At 33.7% G+C, this 18,810-nt stretch carries 17 protein-coding genes; 7 read left to right on the top strand and 10 right to left on the bottom strand.

All coding sequences use genetic code 11. The annotated features are described in order from the left end of the window. The first annotated feature begins 222 nt into the window (after positions 1 to 222). Complete coding sequence (locus ABJH90_RS15595) at positions 223 to 693, top strand: DUF6090 family protein (RefSeq protein ID WP_348140992.1); 471 nt, start codon at positions 223 to 225, stop codon at positions 691 to 693. A gap of 835 nt (positions 694 to 1,528) precedes the next feature. Here the strand turns inward: ABJH90_RS15595 and ABJH90_RS15590 are convergent. From ABJH90_RS15590 to ABJH90_RS15580, 3 genes are all read right to left on the bottom strand, one after another. Then, complete coding sequence (locus ABJH90_RS15590) at positions 1,529 to 3,118, bottom strand: GMC family oxidoreductase (RefSeq protein WP_348140990.1); 1,590 nt, start codon at positions 3,116 to 3,118, stop codon at positions 1,529 to 1,531. A 5-nt stretch (positions 3,119 to 3,123) separates the two neighbouring features. Continuing rightward, the gene (locus tag ABJH90_RS15585) at positions 3,124 to 3,702 is read right to left on the bottom strand and encodes a gluconate 2-dehydrogenase subunit 3 family protein (RefSeq protein WP_348140988.1); all 579 of its coding nucleotides are present in this window, start codon (positions 3,700 to 3,702) and stop codon (positions 3,124 to 3,126) included. A gap of 148 nt (positions 3,703 to 3,850) precedes the next feature. Then, positions 3,851 to 4,276 carry a VOC family protein gene (locus ABJH90_RS15580; protein WP_348140986.1) on the bottom strand — a complete coding sequence of 142 codons (426 nt, stop codon included), beginning with the start codon at positions 4,274 to 4,276 and terminating at the stop codon, positions 3,851 to 3,853. Between the two features lie 666 nt (positions 4,277 to 4,942). Between ABJH90_RS15580 and ABJH90_RS15575 the strand changes: the two genes are divergently transcribed. After that, positions 4,943 to 6,901 (top strand): tetratricopeptide repeat protein, encoded by a 1,959-nt coding sequence (locus ABJH90_RS15575; protein ID WP_348140984.1) that lies wholly within the window; start codon positions 4,943 to 4,945, stop codon positions 6,899 to 6,901. Positions 6,902 to 7,330: 429 nt separating this feature from the next. On the opposite strand, the gene ABJH90_RS15570 is transcribed toward ABJH90_RS15575, so the two are convergent. The 4 genes from ABJH90_RS15570 to ABJH90_RS15555 form a co-directional block, all read right to left on the bottom strand. Next, positions 7,331 to 7,930 carry a hypothetical protein gene (locus ABJH90_RS15570; RefSeq protein WP_348140982.1) on the bottom strand — a complete coding sequence of 200 codons (600 nt, stop codon included), beginning with the start codon at positions 7,928 to 7,930 and terminating at the stop codon, positions 7,331 to 7,333. Further along, a complete protein-coding gene (locus tag ABJH90_RS15565) occupies positions 7,923 to 8,189 on the bottom strand; it encodes a hypothetical protein (RefSeq protein ID WP_348140980.1) in 267 nt (88 codons plus the stop codon). Before ABJH90_RS15565 ends, ABJH90_RS15570 begins: the two co-directional genes overlap by 8 nt. Positions 8,190 to 8,539: 350 nt before the next feature. Beyond that, positions 8,540 to 9,616 carry a nuclease-related domain-containing protein gene (locus ABJH90_RS15560; RefSeq protein ID WP_348140978.1) on the bottom strand — a complete coding sequence of 359 codons (1,077 nt, stop codon included), beginning with the start codon at positions 9,614 to 9,616 and terminating at the stop codon, positions 8,540 to 8,542. A 103-nt stretch (positions 9,617 to 9,719) separates the two neighbouring features. Next, on the bottom strand, positions 9,720 to 10,244 hold the full coding sequence (locus ABJH90_RS15555) for a hypothetical protein (RefSeq protein WP_348140976.1): 525 nt from the start codon (positions 10,242 to 10,244) through the stop codon (positions 9,720 to 9,722). Between the two features lie 522 nt (positions 10,245 to 10,766). Between ABJH90_RS15555 and ABJH90_RS15550 the strand changes: the two genes are divergently transcribed. Next, positions 10,767 to 11,663 carry a nucleotidyltransferase gene (locus tag ABJH90_RS15550; RefSeq protein WP_348140974.1) on the top strand — a complete coding sequence of 299 codons (897 nt, stop codon included), beginning with the start codon at positions 10,767 to 10,769 and terminating at the stop codon, positions 11,661 to 11,663. A gap of 3 nt (positions 11,664 to 11,666) precedes the next feature. Then, on the top strand, positions 11,667 to 12,257 hold the full coding sequence (locus tag ABJH90_RS15545; RefSeq protein WP_348140972.1) for a hypothetical protein: 591 nt from the start codon (positions 11,667 to 11,669) through the stop codon (positions 12,255 to 12,257). A gap of 475 nt (positions 12,258 to 12,732) precedes the next feature. On the opposite strand, the gene ABJH90_RS15540 is transcribed toward ABJH90_RS15545, so the two are convergent. Together ABJH90_RS15540 and ABJH90_RS15535 are read right to left on the bottom strand one after the other, a co-directional pair. Then, the gene (locus ABJH90_RS15540; RefSeq protein WP_348140970.1) at positions 12,733 to 13,500 is read right to left on the bottom strand and encodes an HNH endonuclease; all 768 of its coding nucleotides are present in this window, start codon (positions 13,498 to 13,500) and stop codon (positions 12,733 to 12,735) included. An 86-nt stretch (positions 13,501 to 13,586) separates the two neighbouring features. Then, positions 13,587 to 13,793 (bottom strand): hypothetical protein, encoded by a 207-nt coding sequence (locus ABJH90_RS15535; RefSeq protein ID WP_348140968.1) that lies wholly within the window; start codon positions 13,791 to 13,793, stop codon positions 13,587 to 13,589. 445 nt (positions 13,794 to 14,238) lie between these two features. On the opposite strand from ABJH90_RS15535, the gene ABJH90_RS15530 reads away from it, so the two are divergent. Both ABJH90_RS15530 and ABJH90_RS15525 read left to right on the top strand, forming a co-directional pair. Then, a complete protein-coding gene (locus ABJH90_RS15530; RefSeq protein WP_348140966.1) occupies positions 14,239 to 14,529 on the top strand; it encodes a DUF2892 domain-containing protein in 291 nt (96 codons plus the stop codon). Positions 14,530 to 14,663: 134 nt separating this feature from the next. Beyond that, positions 14,664 to 15,743: a hypothetical protein gene (locus ABJH90_RS15525; RefSeq protein WP_348140964.1), complete on the top strand. Its 1,080-nt coding sequence runs from the start codon at positions 14,664 to 14,666 to the stop codon at positions 15,741 to 15,743. Between the two features lie 296 nt (positions 15,744 to 16,039). On the opposite strand, the gene ABJH90_RS15520 is transcribed toward ABJH90_RS15525, so the two are convergent. Next, a complete protein-coding gene (locus ABJH90_RS15520) occupies positions 16,040 to 17,311 on the bottom strand; it encodes a hypothetical protein (protein ID WP_348140962.1) in 1,272 nt (423 codons plus the stop codon). Between the two features lie 504 nt (positions 17,312 to 17,815). Here ABJH90_RS15520 and ABJH90_RS15515 point away from each other — a divergent pair. After that, positions 17,816 to 18,685, top strand: coding sequence for a DUF1080 domain-containing protein (locus ABJH90_RS15515; RefSeq protein ID WP_348140960.1), 870 nt, complete (start codon positions 17,816 to 17,818; stop codon positions 18,683 to 18,685). The last annotated feature ends 125 nt before the right edge of the window (positions 18,686 to 18,810 follow it).

Genomic DNA, 18,810 nt, shown 5'->3' with positions numbered 1-18,810 from the left:
GAAATAAAAGATGATTTACACATGTCAGAGGAGGGATATATAGAAATGGGTAAACGTTTTGCCAACGCATCAATCCAGGTAATTAAAAGTGACAAGCAATAACAAAGGAAAACATACTAAACGATGATCAACTTTTTTAGAGGGCGGAACGTTAAGAAAATGTCTTGTAGACATTTTTAGTGAACGAGCCAGCCTGCCGCGCTGGCGTTTAAAGCAGAAACTATGATTAATTTTTTTAGGCGAATCCGTAAACAACTCTCTAATGATAACAAGCCGCTGAAATACATGAGGTATGCTATTGGTGAGATACTTCTGGTGGTGATTGGGATATTGATTGCTTTGAGTGTCAATAATTGGAATGAAGATGTAAAAACAAGAAATGATGAAATCAAAATATTGAAAGAGATTCGGCAATGTATGAAGGGCGATCTAATTGAGATTTCAGTAGTAAATTATTTACATGAAACATCCCAAAAAGCCATTGGTAATATTCTTTATCATTTTCAAAATGATTTGCTTTATAATGATTCGTTAAGCAACGACTTCGCTGTTTCATTTGTACCTATCAAACCTTATTTTAATAGAAGTGGGTATGAAAGCTTGAAATCTCAAGGATTAAATTTAATTTCTAATGACAGTTTACGACATTCAATTACGTTTATGTATGAATACACCTATAATCGACTTATGTAATCATCTGAGACTCATCAATTTCTGGATAATAATTTCATAAATCAGGAATTTTTAAAACGTTTCGATAAAAATGAAGGGCACAAAATAGACTCCACAATTGGACAGTGGGTACACGGAAAAATGATACCACGAGATTACAACTCTCTAAAGAATGATGAAGATTTTATTGCGATGTTGAAAACAATTTTAAGTACAATAGAATGGCAAAATAACCTAGGCTACAATACACTTAACAGTGAAATTAAAAGATTAATTAATGATATTAGTATAGAAATAAAAAGGCTTGAATAGTATTTTCAAATAAAGACTGGGGTTTTATACACGAAGTCGAACAAGGTGGACATAGACACTACGAAGTATTTAAAAAACGCCTGAATCAACGTTTCGGCACAGTCAGTTATCCTACAAATAAGGCCTTTGGGATTTGGTGCTTGCCATTTGGAATTTAAACAATCTAAGGTTCTAAACAGCTATTTATATAAAACCATAAAATTTGGCGCTTGCGATCTTTGCACAATCTTAAACCCTGAGAAATGACCATTTATGTAGCCATTATCTGTGAAACTGTCGCCAAAGGCCACTATATTTTTGAAATTTTGGGTATTCCCATTAATTGGAAAGAGGAATAGGCATATCATTAAAAAGAGTAGAGTTCTCATTTAAATTGTCTATAACGATTGGTATATAAGCTATTAGCACCTATGCTGGCTTGTTTCGCCGAAGTAGTTTGGCTACGAAGGCTGAAAAGCTTGTCCCTCCGCTAAAGCTTCGGCGTCACGCGGACGGCGTAAGCATAAAATGGTTTATATACATTGTTAGGCACTGTTTTATAGAATTATTTCCATTCATTTCGTTTTTCCCAAATTTTGTCGGCCGCCCGTAATGCCAATGCCATAATTGTTGATGTTGGATTGACACCTGCGCCTGTTGTAAACGAACTTCCATCTACAACAAATAAATTTGGAACGCTATGTACTTTGTTGTTTTTGTCAACTACAGATTTTTTTTCATTTGCGCCCATTCTTGCAGTACCCATTAAGTGTGACATATTTGTAGGAGGAGGAACTATGACTCTTTTTGCGCCTGATGCTTCCAGAACTTCTGCTGCCTTATTAGTTGCATGATTGAGCATTTTTTTTGAATTTTCTGAAAGTGAATAAGTGGCCTTAGCGGCAGCAATACCATTTGAATCTACAATTTCCTTGTCCAATTCAACTGTATTGGTTTCTTCAGGTAAGTCGTCTGCTAATACAGTAAGACCAACTTGATGTGGAAATATCTCACTAAATACCTCATGATGTTCTTCTCCCCAAGGTACATCTCCAGCCTGACTTAAAGGTCCAAAAGTCCGCTCACCATATAACATATAACCTCTATCAAATCCACGATTTTTATTTGTTTCATAAAACTCATGGCTAAACAATGGACTTCCCATAGGACCTATATGACCATCCATAACATCTTCAAAAATACCATTGATAAATAAGGCAGGATGCACCATGAAATTTTTACCAACCAAACCATTTGAATTCCCTAACCCATCAGGGAATAAACTCGATTTAGAATTTAGTAATAAGCGAGGTGTTCCTATACCATTGCAACATACAACAATAACTTTGGCCTTAATTTCTTGTATGTTTCCATCTTTATCAAAATAAATAGCTCCTTTCGCTTTTCCTGTTCGATCTACGGTTATTTCTCTCACTCTTGACCATGTTCTAATCTCGGCGCCATTCTCAAGAGCCAGTGGCCAATAGGTGCGATCTGTTGTGGCTTTTGCCCCCATTGGACAACCAAACATACATTTCCCATGCAACATACAGCCTACTCTGTTTTTATATTGTTTTGAGATAATGCCATGATCATTTACCCACCAATGCCAACCTAATTTTTCGAAACCTTTTACCAGTGTATTTCCCATCTTACCCAATGGTAGAGGAGGCGTTTGTCGTTTTGACCGTGGTGGATTTGCTGGATCACCAGAGACTCCTGAAACCCCGATCATTTTATCATTAAAATCATAATATGGCTCTAAATCCCAATAGGATATTGGCCAATCATCAGCAACACCATCGAGTGTTTTTACTTTAAAATCGGATGGGTGGAAGCGGGGGAAAATACCTTGCCAATGTATCGTAGTTCCACCAACTGCATTGAACATCATTATAGATGGAGGATTTTCGCCAGCTGTTGTTACAGGATAATCTTCTTTGCGATTTCTTAAATTAGGGCTTAAATTAAAATCACCTTCTCTTGTTAATTGCGTTTCATAATCTGGTTTTAACGAGGGTAATGTTGAAGGGTCAATCCAACCACCTTGTTCAAGACAAACAAGTTTAACTCCTTTTTCGGAAAGACTCCAGGTTAAAGCAGCACCCGCAGCACCTGCACCAATAACTAAAACATCGATATCTTCATTTTTCATAACATTTATATTTTAGTATACATAGAAGGTGTTTCTTTTACTCGATTTAAAAGTTTCTCATCAAAAGGTTCCATCTTGGGCCCTAATGTTCCTGTTGGATATGGTTCATATTTTATCAATTCATATACTTTTTCACTGGTATAATAACTTTCATAAGTGAAGTCTTTTAATACCTTAAATAATTCTGGTTCAGTTTGTTCAAAATTGACCAAAAGATTAATACGTGCTTCCTTATTTAAATCTGAAAAAATAGAATTCGAATTTTGTAAACTATAAACTTCAATTTTATCTGTTAAGCTTTGAAACAAGGGAGATAAATCAGGCAACTTTTCTAAAATGTTTAAGACATATGTGACACTTCCAATATCGGAAGCCGAAGGCATTTTTTCATTAGCAGGAATAATTTCATCCATTGCAAATTTTAAAGTCTCCTGTTGTGAGCTGTCTAAAGCGGAATCACTTTCACTCTTTTTGGTTTTAGCACATGCTAATGGAAGTGTTAAAGCTCCGGAAGCCAATAGAAGTTGTGCGGAAATTACCGCTTTGCTGAATCTTCTTCTCGACCATTTATTTTTATTATTCATAAACTGTTTTTTATGGTGCCTAAACGGGCTCGTATATGAAGCGTAGTACCCCTAGCTATAATTTCATATACATTGCTGGCAGTAGTTATTTTTTATTTTCCATTTCGTTTATCCCTTTAAGTAGGACGGCCTATATTATAATTCGAATTTATTCTGTAAGATTAAGTTGCCATGAAATACCATATTTATCTTCACACCATCCGAATTTTTTACCAAAGCCGTAATCCCCTGAATCGTAGTTATCGAGAGGGACCATTATCTTGCCTCCATTTGAAGAAAGTTTTTCGAATAAGGTTTGTATCTCATTTTCAGAGTTACATTCAACGAACAGTGATACCCCTGGTGTAAATGACCAAGCGTGATTAAAATTACTTTCGGAAACCATGTACTCTGTACCATTTAATGTAAATACTCCATATTTGATAAGCTCCGGTGTCCCTCCAGCCTCTCCTTCCTGGTATTTTATTATGCTTTTAATTTCCGAATTCGGAAAGATAGAAGTGTAGAATTTTATCGCTACTTCAGCCTTTCCGCATTGATCACCTACAAATGTTAGAAATGTTGTTGTTTTCATTTGTTTTTTTGAAATTTGAGTTCAAACCCAAAAATGTCAATTAGATAATTAATTTGCTTCTCGAAAGTTGCTATTATTAATTAATGGCGGAATTGACAATTGTTAAGCTCTTTTTGGTAAAATGTTATTCTAGTGTTTTCTAGTATTACTGCCAACTAGTTAATATGTATACTAATATACTCACATATCCTTAAAACTTTCCGGATAAGGGTTCCTTTTTGGGTTCTTTATCCCCTTATCATAATTCAGTTTGGTTGAAATCATAAGAGTGGATACATAAGCACTACGAAGTATTTAAAAAACGCCTGAATCACCGTTTCGGCACGGTCAGTTATCCTACAGACAAAGCATATGGGAATTGGGCCTGGACTTGTATGAGTCTGGAAAAAGCAAAAAATAAACTAGAGGATTTGAAATTCTCGGTCAATAGGAGTATCGATCCTAGATGTGAAAAGAGTATAGAAATCCTCATAAACTGATGTTAGTCATTTCACAAGTAAAATCTGGCGTTTAACTTCATCGTTTTAACCATTAAGAATTAGCATCTTCAAAATTTTCAAGTAGGCAAAATATTTTTGTGAATAAAGTCCTTTTTTACAATTTAATTTCATTGCTCTAAAAGGGTTACAATTCAGTGCTTCAGGATGTGCATTATTATCAAATATTATGCAAAGCAATTACGTTTTTATATTCCTTGTTTTCATCTTCAGTTATGCTGGTGCCCAAACTAGACTTGACTCCTTATATGGTGTTTTGGAAGATAGTACCCTGCATGATTCGATCAGGTCAAATGCCTTTAAAGAGTACATTGTCGAGTGCTATCCTCATTCCCCGTCTGACAGCGTTTTGATTTTGGCGCATGGGCTGTTTCAATATTCAGGTAAAGAGGATTACCAAAGAGGGATGGCTAGAGCCTTGAATTATCAGGGGTTGGCTTATTTCGACAAAAGTGAATATCCCGAAGCGATGGCCCACTATCAGATGGGCCTAAAAATTAGTCAGGAAATCGGAGATAAAAATGGAGTAGTTTGGTTCTTAATTTTTATTGCCCATATTTATGAACATCAGGAAGATTTTCCCAAAGCTCTGGACTACTATCAAAGAGCCTTAAAGATCCGTGAGGAAATTGGAGATAAAGATGAAATTGGTTGGATGTTGGTGACAATTGCTCATATTTATTCAGCTCAGGGCAACTTTCCCAAAGCACATGACTATTTACAAAGATTCTTAAAAATCGTAGAGGAAAAGGAAGATAAAGTTTGGATCGCTGATGCCTTAACCAATATTGCCCTTAATTATAAAAATCAGGGCGACTATCCCAAAGCACTGGACAATTTGCAAAGAGCATTAAGGATTAGCGAGGAAATCGGAGATACGGTCATGATTGCATTGAGATTGATAAATATTGGTCAAATTAATGCTGATCAAGATGACTATCCCAAAGCACTGAGTTATTATCAACAAGGTTTAAAAATCCAAGAGGAAATCGGAGATAAAGATGCGATGGCTTGGACCATGTCCTATTTAGGTGCTTTTTACCTAAAAATGGGCAACTATATAAAAGCTATCTCCTATTGCAAAAAAGGATTTGATCATTTTAAGAACTCAAATAATATTCATCAGCAAAAAGAATCGTGCAAATGTCTTTACGATGCTTACAAGGCTCAAGGCAATGGTAGTAAAGCGTTGGTTTACCTTGAACAAATGCAGGTACTTGATGATAGTTTGCAAACAAAAAAAATTGACGTAAAATTACAGCAGATGGAGTTTGCCATCCAGGTGCAGGCAGATAGCATTAATCAGGTTGAGAAGGATCTAAAATTAGAAATGGCCCACCGAGCTGAATTGCTAAAAAAAGACAGAAATAAAAATCTGGCCATTGGAGCTGGTTTGTTCTTTCTCTTTGTTGCTGGTGGATATTATATTAGATGGCGTTATGTAAAAAAATCCAAGGCTGTAATCGAAAAAGAAAAAGACCGTTCGGAAAGTTTATTGCTTAACATTCTGCCCGCTGAAATAGCCGAAGAGCTAAAATTAAAAGGAAGTGCGGATGCCAGGACTTTTGATATGGTATCTGTTTTATTCGCTGACTTTGAAGGCTTTACCAGAAAATCTGCAAAATTATCGGCCGAGGAGTTAATAGGTGAGTTGAATGATTGTTTCAGGGCCTTTGATCAAATATGTGAAAAATATAGAATAGAAAAAATAAAGACTATTGGTGATGCCTATATGGCTGCTGGTGGATTACCTGTACCTTCCGAGGATTCTGTTCGTAATGCTATCTTAGCTGCCATAGAAATGGAATCATTTGTGGCTAATAGAATTGTAGAAAAACAAGCCAAAAAAGAAACTATTTTTGAGATGCGGATTGGCATTCATACTGGGCCAGTAGTAGCTGGTATCGTGGGTGTTAAGAAATTTCAATATGATATTTGGGGTGATACTGTGAATACCGCTTCGAGGATGGAAAGCAATGGAGAGATAGACAAAGTAAACATTTCTCAACATACGTATGACATAATTAAAGATGATCCTTATTTCACCTTTGAGAAAAGAGGTAAAATCCGGGTTAAGGGAAAGGGAGAATTGGAAATGTATTTTGTGAGTCTAAAACATGTTGCTTAATTCTGACAAACCTCATCCAGACAACCCTCTTTCAACTCTTGTGAAGGTCGATTAGCTGTTAAATAAGCAAGCCAAACTGGGGTTTTATCTACGAAGTCGAGCAAGGTGGACATAAGCACTACAAAGTGTTCAAAAAACTCCTGAATCACCGTTTCGGCACAGTCAGTTAACCTACGGATAAAGCATTTGGGATTTGGTGCTTGCCATTTGGAATTTAAACAGTCTAAGGTTCTAAACAGCTATTTATATAAAACCATAAAATTTGGCGCTTGCCAACTTAATGGGGTTCCGAATTGTAGGCCTTTACTAGTTACCGCTAATCCTCCTTGCTGCCAAAAAAAAAGGATACTTCTTCTTACAATTAATAAAGATATGCTCTGTAGAATGCGTTGTGTTGAAGCCAGAAAAAGGTGAAAAATATGGTGGTTTCTAAAAAGCGATATATGCCCATACATTTTTACTGCTTGTGGCTTCACACAATTTAATTATTTTAACTGTTTTACCTTTCAAAATTATATCACCAGTTTTTTTCTGATTTGGCGATCCGCAATTTTTAATACCTATCGCACCATCCCTTACAGCTTTATCTGTTATAAATCTTACGAATTCACCTTCTAAAGAAAGATTAACTTGGGCAAACAGTTTATTGCCATTAGTTTCAATATACTGAACATAACCTTTTTTGCTAAGAAGATTATCCACAGCATTATTCAATTCTTTGAGTTTAGCTCCCTCTGGATTGGAAATTTGAGCATAATTACTGTAAGCAAAAAGCGTATTAGTAGCATTGGCTATTTTCCACAAGTCTGCTTCATTGTTATCATTTTTACAATCATTGTAAAAATTTTCAAAGATTGTTTTTTGTTCCTCTATTTGATCTTTAGCTGCGCTTACCTCTGCAAGACTGACTTCTAGTTTTTCTGTTTTTAATTGTAGCCTCTTCCTTTGATTCCAAGTCGAGATCAGGGCAGCGCTCATAATAATTATAAATAATACTAATAAAACACCTGCGATTTTATTCTTATCCATTTGAATTTGTATCTGCTTTAATAAGGTCCGATATCTCATCGACCTTTGATGGCTTAATGCGGGTTCTTTTTATAATATCCCATTTGATATACACCCAAAAAACAGCAATTATTCCACCAATAGAAAATAAACCAGTAGTCATGGTAGAGGATATAATGGAAATGAAAAAGCCTACAATACATCCTAATAAAAATACAATTATCAAAATGCTAAATGCATCTCTTGTTAATTGGTCTACTTTGGACTGGGTGTTTTCCATTACTAATAATCTTTCTTGGGCAATGTAAATTTGAAACTTTATTCCAAAAAGATACCCTATATTCGAATGTTGTGTAGTAAAGCTAAATTTATTCCTTAACCAATATAATCTAAAAGTTGATAAATAGCAAGAAATCTGATTTAATTGATCACAGTACCTTGGAATTGTCAAAGGAGCTTTATCTAAGATTACACAAATCGAAAGAAGGTAAGATGAATAAAATATGAAGCTAATTTTTATAATAGTTAATTGAACGCAGCATCGGACTAGGGCGCCTAACACCCTATAATCCAACTACTTGTCAACTAGCCAACTTAATGGGTTTCCGAATTGTGTGGCTTTTTAAAAAATTAGCTCTTAATCTTATTTAGATAATTTGAAATCATTTTAACCTCAGAATCATCAAATATGGAATCAAAAGAATCTATATAGCTATTTAGCTCTCTCAATTTTTTTATGGTTACATACTTAAATTCCTCCTTGGGCTTGTTGTTAATCATTGCGACAATACTCCTTATCGGAAATTTCCTATCCCCCCAATGATGTCTTTTAAGAATACGGCTTGCACCTTGCTCGCTACTATTTAGAATGACAAAAAGAGCATAACTGCTGCGACGTATTTGCCTAATTGGAGATCTCATATCTAAACGCGCAATAGATTTCTTACTCCAGTTTTTGGTCTCTATTATAAAGATCCCAGCTTTGGTGACTAGAAGATGATCTATCTGAATACTGTATATGCGGTCATTTTTCTTTCTATTATAAATAGGTTTTTCGAAGGCAAGTGAAAAGTCATTAAACAGTACATAGGTATCTGATAACTTTTTTAGTTCTTTCTGTACTAAGTTTTCACCTATTGCTCCGGCAATTAGGGGATTTAGATCAGTGACCACTTTCTTTACATATTCAAATTTATTAAACTTCGATTCGCAACGGGTAGAAATAATGGAATGCCTATTCGCCGCTAGGGTATTTATCTTTTCCTTTATTGCTTTCAGACTTTTTCTTGATCTGTGAATCTGAATCCTAATGATAAAATTAAAACTCTTTTCAAGTATAAACTTTACCCCTAATAAGAATTGTAGTTGATACCAGTAAGCTAATTCCATAATAGCATTATTCGCCTGGATAGTTGTTAGCCCTTCGCACTTCTTTCTTAGGTTGCGTATTCTGCTTTTGAGTTTTGTTTCCGCCCTATTTTTTAACGTATCATAATTTCGTTGGAGGATAGTGCCCTCTACTTGGAGTATGTCTAGTTCCAGATCAAAATAATGTTCAATTCTAAAGAAAATTTCCTCTTTTTCATTATCGCAGTTTTTAATGAATTTATTGAGGTCACCTAGAGAGTTAAATCTACTGATCCCCTTTTCATCTAAGGTTCTTCGTATTTGTTTTAAGGATTCTATTTGTCCGTAAACTAGGGCCATAAAGCAATATTGCTACAACGTTCTGTAATTATCAACGCAAAGGCGAATCAAAATATTACTTATTCCCGTACGCTATGAGTCTCCGCGCAATTATGATTCTATTCTAAAAATCATCTAGACTAGATTCTCTTTTTGACTTTACATAATCCATACTAGCATAACGCAAAGTATGTGATATCAAGAAACCATCACCAGAAATTGAATGACTAATAGCTTTCTGTTCGTCTTCATATGCCTCTTCTATTTCAACATGGCCCATTGCTAATGCATATCCAATACTATCATCATCACCTTTCCACGAAGTATTATTCCAACTTTCATTCAGTTCCATATCATACTTTTTCTTAAGAAAAGTTGAAATAGAGACGAAATCTTCGTAATACAGATTATTAGCACTATGTTTTTCTATAAATATATAAGCCCCAATTTGAAATTTATTTTCAACAAAATAATAGGCAATCGTCGCCTTTAAGCCGCCGACATAATCGTCGGTAAAGTAGATTCGAGTTTTACCATCAGTTTCAGTCTCCCAATTAACATCAGGATATTTAGTTTTTAATTGAGTTGCAGAATCTCCCCAATTCATTTTTCTGAAATCGTTCTGCGCAAACGATTGTAATGAGAACATAATTATGAAACCTAAAAATATATTTTTCATTGTGGTAATGTTTATTAGAAACACTTGTATACAAGCTAATTAATCCGCAAAAATAACACTAATTCTATACACCCACACAGAGACTAATCCCAAACTCTTATTTATTCGATATATGCTAGTACTAAATAGATTAACTGCCCTTTTTAGGAAGTTTTACTCAGGGTAGATTTGGGAAATGGAAGATACTTATCTTCAATGGTTAACTTCTATTTAAAAACCATAGATTTTTTATGGTTTCCATCCAGGCTTCTTCAATTGCGAAGCATTAATTTTAAATTTCTTAATCCATGTTACAGTTGGTAAAGATCAACGTTTGTCTCATTGATAAGAATGATATAAGTCATAATTGAAAGGGGACATTAAATATACCTTTGATAATTATTAAATGATAAAAAGAAAGATAGTCCTCTTCGTCCAGAGAACAGAAAAGAGAAAGAATGTTTTTAGTGTTGATATAACCAGTTAGGCAACATTTGAAAAAGACCAAAAATAATGGCAAAATTCACCGAACAAACTTTAACTAATTGGACTAAGCCACCAAGTAATTCTGAGCAAAGTAAACTTGAACGCTCTGAAAGAATGGTTCGAGATGCAATTAGTTCGGATGAAAAGCTAAAAACTAAATCTACAGAAACTTTTGGTCAAGGTTCTTATGCAAATAATACTAACGTAAGACTAAATAGCGATATAGACATCAATGTACAATATACTGGTGGATTTATGTTCAATTTACCACCAAACACAGAAGAAAAAGATGTTAGTTTAGACAGGCTATCAAACTCTACTTATTCTTATTCAGAATTTAAGGACGATGTAGAAAACGCTCTGGTTGCAAAATTTGGACGAAGTGATGTTATTAGAAAGGACAAGTGTATTACTATAATAGCAAATACAAGTAGAATTGAAACAGATGTTGTCCCTACTTGGAACTACCGTAGGTATTCAAAAGATGGAAGTTATGTGCTTGGTGCTAAATTTTGGTCTGATTCCTATAAACAAGTTATAAACTACCCAAAGCAACACATAGAAAACGGAATTGCCAAAAACAATAACACTTATCGTAGATTCAAAAGATTGACACGATTGCATAGAAAACTTCGATATAAAATGCTCGAAGATGGAGAAACGGTAAGTGATAATATTACCTCATTTCTATTAGAATGTTTAGTTTGGAATATCCCAAATAGAATAATGAATAATTATGAAACTTGGACAGAAAGATTAAGACAATCAATTATCTATTTATACGAGAATACAAAGGAGGTAGATAGTTGTAATGAATGGGGAGAAGTTTCAGAATTGCTTTATTTGTTTCGACCAAATAGAAAGTGGTCTAGAAAAGATGTAAATGAATATATGGTTCAACTTTGGAATTATTTAGAGTTTTAAAAAATGGTAAAACACAACATTAGAATATTTGCCCTGACTATAATTGGCCTTGTCTTTGCAATATATATAGTTATTTTTTTGATAACTCAAGACCTTGAAAGCCTAGACTTAAATAAAGCTCTAACACATATTTCAACAACCATTTCAATTAATATTGGCATTTGGACAATATTTATATTTTGGGCTTGGAAGTGGAGAATATTTTACCCTTGGTTAGTTCAAACACCTAATCTATCAGGCAAATGGAAAGGGAAAATTAAATCAAATTGGGAAGGTGGAACTTCTAAACCAATACCAATGGAAATAGATATTAAACAAGATTTTTTCAACATAATTGTCAAAATAAAAACCGAAGAGAGTATTAGTCACAGTATTAGCTCATCCTTTAATATTGATAAAGACAGAGGATATCAGCAACTATTCTATTCTTATCTAAATACGCCTAAAGCAGGTATTCGAGATAGAAGTGCAATACATTACGGCTCTGTACTGCTAAATTTCGATGGATTTAAGGTTTCAAAAATGTCAGGTGAATACTGGACTTCAAGAGAGACAACTGGTGAAATTGAGTTGAAAAGAAAAAAGAACAAATAAAATAATACTAGATCATAGTAAATAATATAAAAAGAGATTATAGTAGATAATAATAGTAATTAATTGCCTTACAATTATTTAAACTTTTATAGCATTTACTTAGTAATCAGATAAAGTATTTAATAATAGAATAGACAGAATACTTAAACCCTCATTTTTTTATATAACTAAACTTAATAGGCTAGAAAATAGTAATTCTTAAACATAATAGCCTTCATTGAAACTTAAGTATTAACTGGGTAAAGCGCATCACTTTAATCATCTTTATTATTGCCTAAATAAGTATGTATAAAATAGTGATATTTAACAGTCTATTTGACATAATAAAACTTATAGCACAATATATTTTCAATGTTTACGGGGCTTTCCAGAGGGAGGGTTCAGTAAATTAACTCATTTATTGAGAATAATTCAAGATTTTGACATAATGGCATACAAAATTTGCTCTAATTTTTCTAATACTTTAGCATTAAGCCTATCCTATGTTGTTAGATTTGGTTCTATTACAATTCTCACAAAGTAATTGAATATTTCTATATCCGTTTGAACCACCTTTAGAAAAAGGAATTATATGGTCAAATTCAAGTTTTTCATTTGAACCGCATTTAACGCACTTTCCTTCATCTCTCCGCCAAACATTATCCTTTACTTTGTCTGATATTCTTCTAGAAGGTTCATCACTTGGAATACTATCGATGATAGCCTCTAATTCTTCTCCATTGCTTTCAAAAATAATTGCCCGACATTTGGGAAAATCACTTCTTAATGATGAAAAATCATAAGAATGGTTTTGATATTCATCCAAATAAGGATTGTAGTTATCTAATAAATCTAAAAACGAATTATAGATTGTATTAAATTCTTTAACGAAGCCATTTTTTATATCATCATTTCTGATAATAAATTTCTTTTTACACCCATTGCATCTAATTGTTAAAGTGGAATTATTAATTTCCCAAATAGTGAATATATCCTCCCCACACTTTTTACAAGAAGGAGTATTCTTGGATAGGGTATGGACTTTTTCCTGTAAATCTGCTTTTGAGCTTAGAATAGGGGATTTTTCAGATATTAGTTGCGATAGTTGTTGTTGATTTTCCAAATCCACTGCCTTCTGCAATTCGCTTAATCTTTTTTCCAGTTGCCTTTTTTCTCGATTCTCTTTTGGCTTTTCTATAAGTTCAAACCATATAAAGCCTATAACAAAAAACCCAGCCATCAATATTAGGACAAAGTATCCCATATCTTGGTTAGTATCCAAAAAAATTATATTAAAAATCACTCTCAATTCTGAAATTTAAGCTACGATGATTGGACTAAGTTATAAAATTAGGCTAATACAATGCCCAGAATGATTCCTACTATAATAGGTACTACTACAAGCCATGTATAAAGACCTCTTACATTGTCGTTGGTCTTCTCAGCTATGCTATTACTCCTAAAGGCTTGGTATAGTAGCTCCTTCTGGATTTCTGTGCTGTCCATCTCTCCATACTCCTTATTAAACTTCTCTCGCATTGTTGGTTTCTTACTCATAAAGATTGGTTTTAGTTGTTAGGGGAGAACTAGAACGAAAGTAAGTAAACCGCTAAAGGAATAACCTGACTTATCTCATGTTCTTAAACCCCTTCTTTTGTGTTTTTTCCTAAAAACTATGCAACATAATAAATGGAGTAAACATAGTTTAAGTAAAAGTCGTTTTCCTACTTTTAGATACAATGATAATATTTAAATCTCCTTAGGAACATTAGAATCCCTATCCAGGCTATTTCCTTCTTTGAATACTCCTTTACCTATAATCTCATCCTTTTCATTGTCCCAAATGACCTCAACAAGAAACATAAAGGTCTTGAGAAATATCAATAATAATGGGATAATATTGTATCTTGATACATTTAAAACTACAAATAAAGACAAATAGAACTATTCACATTAAGATAATCTGGCTAGTAAAAAATTTCTCTAATTAACATTTGCTATCATGAAAAAAAATATGGGGTCTTTAGATAGAATAATTCGTTTTATTGTAGCTGCAATTATAGTAGTGCTTGTGCTTGCAGAACTAATAGGTGGCACACTAGCGATAGTTCTAATGGTATTGGCAGGCGTTTTTGTGCTGACCGGTTTTGTAGGCTTCTGTCCATTGTACAAACCTTTTGGAATAAGTACTTGTACTGTAAAACAGACAGAGCAAAAGAAACCTCCTAAAGAGCAAAAGAAAGCTTCTATAAGATCGGTGGGTCCGGGGAGAGGTTGGCCAAAAAAAAAATAAATGCAAGTCTTATGATAAGCGATAGAAATGTGGGCTTAACATTATTATAAAATGAATATGATTCCTTAAGAACATTTTTGTAAAACGTCTTTTTGACCTCCTTCAAGCAACACATTTAGTTAGATATGTAATAGATGAAAGAAGAAGATATACTGGTATTAAAACAGCTCATTTCGTCATTGAAAGTGAGGCTAAATGCAAATGAATCTCTTAATGATATACAAAAGGAGTTCATAGATGAATTAGAAAGTCCCACAATTGACATTAATAAATTGAATACTCTTTTGAAAAATGATACTATCAAGGAAAATACAAACCTCAAATTCAAAAAGAAGCAAAAACTTAGTAAGGATCAATGGAGCTCGATTATAGAAGAAAAGGAACAAAATAGTGAAACAAGCGACCAACTAGATGTCGATACTCTTGATCAAAAATCCTCAATAATACCAGAAGCGGTTATTTATTATGACATCGAATTTCATGATGCTAAAATTGATATTGAATTTCAAATGAGATTTCCCGAAGCCCCCGTACCTGTTGAAATAGGTGCCTTTATTCGCAATGTGCATGAAGTTCAGGAGGCCCTAAAGGAGCTCTATAAAGATGAAAAAGATAAAGCAAGACTTACAATTCACATGGAATCATTGGTTGGGATTGCGGAAATTGGTGCTGCATCGACACTTTTTGAATTAGCCCGTCAGCAGTTAGAACAATTTAAATCAGAGATTATTCTTCAGAAGGGCCGTGAAATCAAACGCACCTATTTGGTTTATTTAGGTATTTCTGGCATTAGTGTCTCTTTGGTATGTTTCATTTTGTTAATTCTTCCGAATATCTTCAATATTAAAATGGATGATGAAAGTATATTTAAAAATGGTATATATTTGATCATCGGATCATGTATCGGCACTTGGTTGTCATTTGCAGTACGCAAGAAAGAATTGAATTTTGAAGATCTAAGAACATTAAATGATGGGTTTGTTAGTCCAATGTTGAGAATGATCGTATTGGTTTTGATAGGCCTGAGTTTTTATTTCATGTTCATCACAAACTTTTTAAATGTTGCAATTGGAGAGACATTTAGTACAGGTTACATAGGGGAAAAAGGTTATGAAAGTCTTGCATTTGTAATTGGAATTTTCATTGGGTTGGCAGAAAATACCATTGGACCTACCCTAACCAGCAGGATTGAAACTTTTACTTCAAAGTTATAGCAAAATTGAAGAAAAAATGTTTGTGTTGATTATATTTCGGCCATTTCTTTAATTACGTGAGAGAGGATACCTGACCATCCAAACATTCCTTGTACATCAAATTAACTAGATTATCTTAGGAACATAACTATACTTATCCAGGCTATCTCCTTCTTTGAACTGTCCTATGCCTATAATCTCATCTTTTTCATTGTCCCAAATAACCTCAACAAAGAACTGGTATTTGTTGATGATTTATTGTAACATCGTTTCCCATTGCTTTTGGAATTATGTTTTCAAACATTTGAAAAACATTATCAAATTCTTTTGCTCTTCATCATTTCTAACCCCAAGAAGTGTGATATATCAACTACATGGGTTATGTAATTCTCAAAATGATTTATACACGTAGTAGTATAACTTACATTACCTGAAAAGGGTTCTACAATATCAAAATGATATTTATTATCAAGATATTCTTCATTGTCTATAACATGAATCATTTCTAGATTATGAGCTAGGCATTTTTTGAGTTTTCTATCATCTCTTTTTTTAGTCTTTTCAAATAAACGATTTGCCGATTTTTTGCCTTTTCCACCAAAATCAACTGGTTTAAAATGTTGAATCCCTTGGCATTCAATTGCAATGTTGTATTCAGGTAGATAAAAGTCCAATGATTGCCTCCCTAACCATTTGAACCTTTTCTGTCTTTCATATATTATATTTTGTTCATCCAAAATAGATGCTAGCTCTCTTTCTAATTTAGATTCATTGCAAGTAGGACAACCACTTTTCTTAGATAAATGATTATTTGGTGTAACCTCAAACTCACCATGTTCTGGACAAATGAGACAAACATTCTTCTGCCCGTTTATGTATTCAACTTTTGAGTAATTATAGTTATCCCCAAATAACTCTTTTGCTTTATTAATAAAAAGTTCGGCACCCATTGCTCTATCTTTTGCCATTTGGTCAAAATGACATCTCGGACAGCCACAACCTTGTAAATGTTGATTTGCAATTTGTTTAAATTTTTCATGAGTAGGACAATTAATTTCTAATTTATCAGTAGCATTAAAACATTGGGTCTTAGAATAGTCATATTTATTTCCATGAACCTTTTCGGCGTGTTTTAGAAAATATTCAGTATTGTATTTATTAAGTTTAGATTTAACTATTTCTCTACCACATTTTCTACACCCACATTTTAATCTAATATGATTTTGTGGTACTTGCGTAAACTCCCCATGAATAGGGCATATAATAGTAATTTTAGTGTATGTATTTTTCCATACTACTTTAGAATAGACGTATTTACTACCATGTATTTCCTTAGCTTTTTTAAGAAATGTTTCTAAAGAAGTTAATCTATACTTCCCATGACTGTATTGATAAGCACATTTTTTACATCCATTTCCTGATAGGTGATTTGTTGGCTTCTGATAAAACTCACCATGCTCTGGGCATGTTATACAAACTTTATTGTGGCTACCAGTATATTCTACTTTGGAATAATCAAATTTATTACCATGTATTTTTATTGCTTTTTCTATAAATTCAGGTGTGGTGCTTTTACGATTTTTACTCATCACTTCTATATATTATTAGAATTACTTATTACGGCGACTTCACGCTGAACAGTAAATCGCTTTCGCATAACTCGTTGTATGAGTACTAAGATACCTCTTTATCGTAATTTCGGGATAAGAATATCATTCATGACTTTTTATCAAGATACTTAAATCATGCTTCCGTAATCAATAAGGTTGATTCGTTTTGGTAGAAATCGTGATATTAGATTGCTTATTAAAACAACATTTATCCAGAACTTGATACTTATTATTTCAGTTTTTTTGATATCCTTTTCATCTCTTCACTAACCCTTCTCTGCACAATCTTCCGATAGTACTCCTGGGTGAATTTCATACTCAAATACCCTAATAATTCCTTACCTTAGGAAGAACAACCAGTAGTTAGGGTAAACTCGAAATAAACTTTATTAGTTTACATTAACGGGAGTTCATCAATAACTATATCCCATTGTCAAGGAGTATTTAAATAATTAGAATTTAGCCCATATCAAGACAAATTAAATGAAAAAATTACTGCCAGTATTTTTATTGATTTCCTTTATTTCTTGCAATACAAATAATAAGAAAGTGGATTCTGAAGCTTCATGGACTTCTCTTTGGAATGGACAAGATTTTGCTGATTGGCACACCTATTTGGGAACTCAATACAATTCAGATGTAGATAGCCTGGGAAATACTGTTGAACCTTACGGACTTGACAATGATCCACTTCATGTTATAACAGTGAGCAAGGTGGATGAAAAAAATGCCATTCGAATTACGGGTGAAGCGTGGGGGATGATTTTTACAGAGAAAGTGTTCAACAATTACCATTTGAAGCTTAAAATGAAATGGGGTGAAAAAATGTATCCCCCAAGAGAAAATGGCCCGCGTGATAGTGGGTTGCTTTACCACGGTTTTGGAGAACCTGGTTCGGCTAATTATTGGATGGGGTCTCAAGAACTACAAATACAACAAGGCGATATGGGAGATTACTGGCCTGTAGGAGATGTAGAGATAGATATCCCAAGTATTCCATATAAAGACAAGTACTATATTTATAAAGAAGGTGCCGATTTGAGGAAATACCATTATGCGGAAATTTTAGAAACAGCAATTCAGGATAGTCTTGCAAAACGAAGGGTGTTCAAAGCTTTAGATGCTGAAAAACCTCATGGCCAATGGAATGATATCGAGTTGATTGTAATGGATGGCAATAGCATACATATTGTCAATGGAAAAGTCGTAATGCGTTTATTTAATTCAAGAATTGGAAGCAGTCAGAAACCTCTTAATTCAGGAAGAATAATTCTGCAATCGGAAGGTGCTGAGGTCTATTATAAAGATATTTATATCAGACAATTAGCAGAAATTCCTGAAGAATTCAAGTGAATTATATAATAATCCAGAAAAACACTCATTAACATAGTATATGAAATCATATCACCCTTCGGGCCGCTTCGCTTTATATACTAACTGTTAGATTTCATTAGGACCAACCACCACTGCTTCTGTAA

Origin of the sequence: Eudoraea sp. (genome assembly GCF_039969275.1) — a bacterium.
Taxonomy (GTDB): domain Bacteria; phylum Bacteroidota; class Bacteroidia; order Flavobacteriales; family Flavobacteriaceae; genus Eudoraea.
The sequence above is the reverse complement of the archived record's forward strand: the minus strand, read 5'-3'. Positions and strand labels throughout refer to the sequence as shown.